Annotated in this window: 6 protein-coding genes; 1 reads left to right on the forward strand and 5 read right to left on the reverse strand. The window is 39.7% G+C overall.

What is annotated here, in order from left to right; all coding sequences use genetic code 11:
- A partial coding sequence (locus tag WAM07_RS09685) for a hypothetical protein (RefSeq protein ID WP_422166401.1) occupies positions 1-390 on the forward strand: 390 nt, incomplete at its 5' end.
- Between the two features lie 42 nt (positions 391-432).
- Here WAM07_RS09685 and prpB read toward each other — a convergent pair.
- From prpB to WAM07_RS09710, 5 genes are all read right to left on the reverse strand, one after another.
- Positions 433-1,305 (reverse strand): methylisocitrate lyase, encoded by an 873-nt coding sequence (gene prpB / locus WAM07_RS09690; RefSeq protein WP_422166403.1) that lies wholly within the window; start codon positions 1,303-1,305, stop codon positions 433-435.
- A 15-nt stretch (positions 1,306-1,320) separates the two neighbouring features.
- The gene (locus WAM07_RS09695; RefSeq protein ID WP_422166405.1) at positions 1,321-2,733 is read right to left on the reverse strand and encodes a bifunctional 2-methylcitrate dehydratase/aconitate hydratase; all 1,413 of its coding nucleotides are present in this window, start codon (positions 2,731-2,733) and stop codon (positions 1,321-1,323) included.
- 17 nt (positions 2,734-2,750) lie between these two features.
- A complete protein-coding gene (locus tag WAM07_RS09700; RefSeq protein ID WP_422166407.1) occupies positions 2,751-4,259 on the reverse strand; it encodes a tripartite tricarboxylate transporter permease in 1,509 nt (502 codons plus the stop codon).
- Between the two features lie 16 nt (positions 4,260-4,275).
- On the reverse strand, positions 4,276-4,734 hold the full coding sequence (locus WAM07_RS09705) for a tripartite tricarboxylate transporter TctB family protein (RefSeq protein WP_422166409.1): 459 nt from the start codon (positions 4,732-4,734) through the stop codon (positions 4,276-4,278).
- 102 nt (positions 4,735-4,836) lie between these two features.
- Positions 4,837-5,415: Bug family tripartite tricarboxylate transporter substrate binding protein (locus WAM07_RS09710; protein WP_422166411.1), on the reverse strand; the 579-nt coding region annotated here is incomplete at its 5' end.

Genomic DNA, 5,415 nt, shown 5'->3' on the forward strand with positions numbered 1-5,415 from the left:
TACATAACCAATCGTACAGTAGGAACTAAAAAGCACGATCACTTGAGCAACTATGAAGATTTGACGCAATATATTCTCTCGTACGCTAAAGATTTTGGACTTGAGAATCTGGTAAGTTATGATGAAGAATCCAAGAAATACGTACCTACTGAAGATTTTGAAATTCAATTAAATAGAAAAACCAGGACCCCTGAAGAAGAAGTTTTTCTTGACCAGCTTGCAAGTAGACTAGGGTCCAGGGATGCACTTGAGGAAGCTGATCGAGAAGATAAATTAGATAAAGTGATTGAGCAAAAAATCCATTACCATAGTGAATACTTAAAAGAATTTAAGACTTTTAAAACTGACAGATTGTATGTGGTAACGAGTGAAGATGTGGAAATGGACTAAAAAAAGAGGAAGAGCTGCAATTCGTGCCGTTCTTCCTCTTTTTTATTTAAAATCCTCATATTTATGGTAGTCAATTAGTTCATATAACTCCTCACGCGTCTGCATTCGATCAAGCGTATTTTCTTGAGTACCGTCTTGATAAATCGTTTCATAGATGTGTTCGATTGCTTTAAGAGCTACACGTAATGATGTAACAGGGTAAATCACTAGGGAGAACCCGAGTTTTTCTATCTCATCACTTGTCTTATAAGGGGTTTTCCCAAACTCTGTCATATTGTATAAGAGCGGCATTTGAAGGCGGTGAGCAAGATATTCCATATCTTCCTCTGTCTCAACAGCTTCAGGAAATACACACTCAGCCCCCGCTTCTATGTAAGCTTTGGCTCTTTTCACCGCATCTTCTCTACTAGTTACTGCCAATGCATCTGTACGGGCCACAATTACTAGATCGGGAGCAGCTTTCTTAATAAGCTCTATTTTTTCCACCACTTCTTCTATAGGAACTAAACTCTTACCCTCTAAATGCCCGCATTTCTTAGGAAATACCTGATCCTCCAATTGAACCGCAGCTACTCGAGCCTTTACTAGATCCTGCACTAATCTTACGGTATTATAAGCTTCCCCATAGCCTGTATCAATGTCTACCAGTAAAGGAAGGTTTGCAGCGTTAACCAGTTCTTTGGCTTTCGTTACGATTTCTTCATGCGTTAATAATCCAATGTCGGGTAAACCCTTACTTGCAGATAAAGCTCCCCCCGATAAATAAAGGGAGGTGAATCCAGATTTCTTAGCCATCATCCCAGCTAATCCATGATGAGCTCCTACAAGTCTCATGATTTCTTTAGCTTTCATTTGCTCCCGAAACGATTGACATAAATATTTATGAGATATATTTTCGTCTAATAACCAGCTCATTTAATTAAAGACCTCCTAAGGTACAAAAGCTCCCATATAATCATTCACTTTGATAGATGGTAGACGTTTAGGCTTGTGAAGCTGCAGAAGATGCTGGATTCTTTCTTCAGGAAACAACGCTTTCATATTATTTTCAAACTTTTTCTCTATTAAAGGATATCCTTCCTCCCTACGCTGGCGATGACCGATAGGATAACGCACTTCCACCTGTTTCGTTTGATTTTCTTCTGAGAAACGAATGGTGACTCTGTTAGCTATTGAACGTTTTTCAGGATGGAAGTATTCTTCCGTGAACTCAGTCTCTTCCACAACTTTCATTTTGTTCCGCAGTCTGTCGATTTCTGGGTGATCTATAGCAAAATGATCTTCATAATGCTCCGCTTCCAGTTTCCCAAACAATAAACCAATAGCCGTAATATATTGAATACAATGATCGCGATCAGCAGGATTGTTTAGACTGCTCTTTTTATCAATAATCCTCTTAGCTGACTCTTGCGTTTCGATTAGGATTTCTTGTATCTCTGAAACTCTTCCTCTTACTTTAGGGTATAGTTTTATCGCGCATTCAGCTGCCGTTTGAGCATGAAATTCAGCAGGATAGGATATTTTAAACAACACATTCTCCATCACATAATCGCTTAATTGTTGGGATAGAGTAATTGATTTACCTCCCAGTATGACATCCTCAAATCCCCATTTTTCCGCTGTCAGCGCAGTCGGATAGCCCATCTCATCTTTTAGTGCCATTAAACCAAGTCGAACGCCTCTACTCGTCGCATCACCCGCAGCCCAGGATTTTCTAGAACCCGTATTTGGAAAATGACGATAAGTCCGTAAACTTCCATTATCGATCCACGCATTACTTACGGCATTCATTACTTGTTCTTTCGAGCCATCTAACATGGCTGAAGTGACCGCAGCAGTAGCAATCTTTACAAATAAAACGTGATCAATTCCATAGCGGTTCATACTGTTGCTTAACGCAAGTACACCCTGGATTTCATGGGCTTGAATCATCCTGTATAGTACATCATTCATGTAAAAAGATTTTCTTCCTTCAGCCTCATATTTTCTGGACAAATAATCAGCGACTGCTAATATTCCCCCTAAGTTATCAGAAGGGTGGCCCCATTCTTCTGCAAGCCACGTGTCATTATAGTCAAGCCAACGAATCAAAAGTCCGATATTAAAAGCACCTTGCACAGGGTCTAATTCATGCAACGTCCCTGGAACTCGTGATCCATGAGGAGTTTGAATCCCTGGTACCACCGGTCCAAGGTGCTTAGTGCATGCCGGATAATCTAAAGCTAAACCAGCACAAGCCACGGAATCCATAAGAACATACCGTGCATTTTTCCAGGCTTCATCACTAAAAGATTGTTCTTCGGTTACATATTCTGCTATTTTTTCGATCACTTTATCGTACATATTCTTAAAACTCCCCCCTATTGTTCAGAGCCTTCATGTTCTGCTCTCTGCCGAACACGATTTCGAATAATGGGTACAATGAAAGAAAGCACACTAATGCCTAGCAGGGCAATAGAAACAGGATCTTCAATTAAGACCAACAGACTTCCCCCGGATGCTGTTAGCGCCTGCCTAAAGGCTTGTTCCATCATTCCACCCAGAATGAAGGCAAGGATGAATGGAGCTGCCGGGAAGGAAAACAATCGCATTAAGTAACCAAGTAAACCAAATAAAAGCAGCAAATATAAATCAAACGTACTGAAACTAATGGAATATACGCCTATTAAACTGAAAATAATAACTAAGGAAATAAGCATTGGTCTTGAGATCTTCAAAATCTTTGCAATGTAAGGAATTAAAGGCAAGTTTAAGATTAATAGAAATACATTTCCTATATACATACTTGCAATAATCCCCCAGAATACTTCAGGACGATCTGTAACAAGTAAAGGACCAGGTTGAATATCAAGTACCAAGAATGCACCAAGCATGACAGCTGTTGTGCCTGAACCTGGAATCCCCAGGCTTAATAATGGAACAAAAGCACCACTGGTAGCAGCATTATTCGCTGTTTCTGGAGCCGCTACGCCTTTGATCGATCCTTTACCGAACTCTTCAGGTTTCTTCGCAATTCTCTTTTCAGTAATATAACCTATAAATGAAGCTATAGTGGCCCCCGCTCCAGGCAGAACTCCTAACACGAATCCTAAGAAAGACTGACGGGTCATAGGGCCTTTCATTTCCTTGAAATCCTGTTTACTCAGCCTTAAGTTTCCGATGTCACCTTGTTTACTAAGAGATTGATCTTTACGGTTTTTCACTAGAAAACAAACTTCCGCTAGCGCAAAAAGACCTAAAGCGATGACAAGAAAGTCGACTCCTTCCATCAAGTTGGGATTGTTAAAAGTAAAGCGGTTCGTACCTGTTTGGGCATCTATCCCAATCGTTGCAACAATAAAACCCACCGTCGCCGATATTAACGCTTTAACTGTTGAGCCTTCTGAAAGACTTGAAATCGCCGTTAACCCAAGGAACATCAATGCAAAATATTGCGGTGGTCCAAAGGAAACAGCCACTTGAGCTAACGCTGGGGCAAATAACATTAACAGCACGACAGACACCGTTCCACCGACAAAGGAGGAAATAGCAGCAATAGCTAACGCTTTACCTGCTTCTCCTCTCTGAGCCATTGGATAACCATCAAAAGACGTAGCCACCGTACCGGAAATCCCAGGGGCGTTTAATAGAATGGAGGATGTAGATCCTCCAAATACGGCTCCGTAATAGACTCCCGCCATCATGACCAATGCGGAAGATGGATTCATTCCATAAGTGACTGGAATCATGATAGCAATGGCACTGATAGGTCCAAGACCGGGCATCATTCCAATTAACGTACCGGTAACTACACCAATGAGGACAAACAAAATACCTTGTAAACTAAATGCTACTTGGAAACCTTGCATCAAACCATCTAATGCACCCATATCTCATCAACACCTTTTAAAATGGTAATATTCCTTGAGGTAATCGAATTTGAAGTAAATAATTAAATAAATAGTAAAGTACAGAAGGAAAAATCAGAGAAACTAATAGATTACTTTTCCATTTTTTGTACCCGAGGAACCAAGAACAAAAGAATACAAATAATGCGGTCGCTAATAGAAAGCCTAAGATTTCCAAAAGAAAAATATAAGCAAGTATCATGACACCTACCGCAAGCAGCACAAGAAGCTCTTTTCCTGGCACTTTACGCTTTTCCTTTTCTTCCTCGGTCTCTGAAGACTTATCAAAGAACAATAAAATAGCTAGTCCAATCAGCAAGAACCCTAGTAATTTTGGAACTAAATCAGAATCGACAGGAACATAAGGGTATTCTTTTAGGTTGTAAGTTAAATACAAATATCCAGATGAAAACAAAATAAGAAAAATACTAATTTTTTGGTTCATTGTTTTAAGCACGGTTATCACCTTCAAAAATGATTTTAAAATGATAAGACAAGAACCTGATCTTAATGAATTAAATCTAGATCAGGTTCTTCACCTTATATTAAATTGCTTAGCTTATTGTCCAAGACCAAGTTCATCTAATAATGTACCAAGTTCGTCCTTTTGTTCTTTCAAAAACTTCTGATACTCTTCACTATCCATGTACATTTCATCCCACCCATACTGATCACGGATATTAGCAAAAGCCTCTGTTTCGCTTACCGCTTTAAATTTTTCTTCATAGTAAGTAACAGCTGATTCATCCATATCTTTCGGTCCGAAAAAACCTCTCCAGTTTACAAAGGTAGCGTCGATCCCTTGTTCTTTTGCTGTTGGAAATTGAGATAGCACTTCTCCATCTAACCTTTCTTCAGATGTAACTCCAAGAACTTTAATTTTATCCGCTCTTACTTGTTCGATCGTCTCAGCTACACCTGTTGAATAAACATCTGCACTTCCATTCAATACCTGAGTGAGTGCCCCACCGTCTTGAGCAGAAACATATTTTATTCCTTTAATATCCACTCCGGCAGCTTTTGCAATTTTCACAAACTGCATGTGATCCATAGAACCTGGAGAAGATGCCCCTACGACGGTTACACTGGAAGGGTCTTCTTTCATATCTTCAAACAGTTCATTTAAGTTGTCCCATTT

The organism is Halobacillus sp., assembly GCF_049282395.1.
Classification (GTDB): domain Bacteria; phylum Bacillota; class Bacilli; order Bacillales; family Halobacillaceae; genus Halobacillus.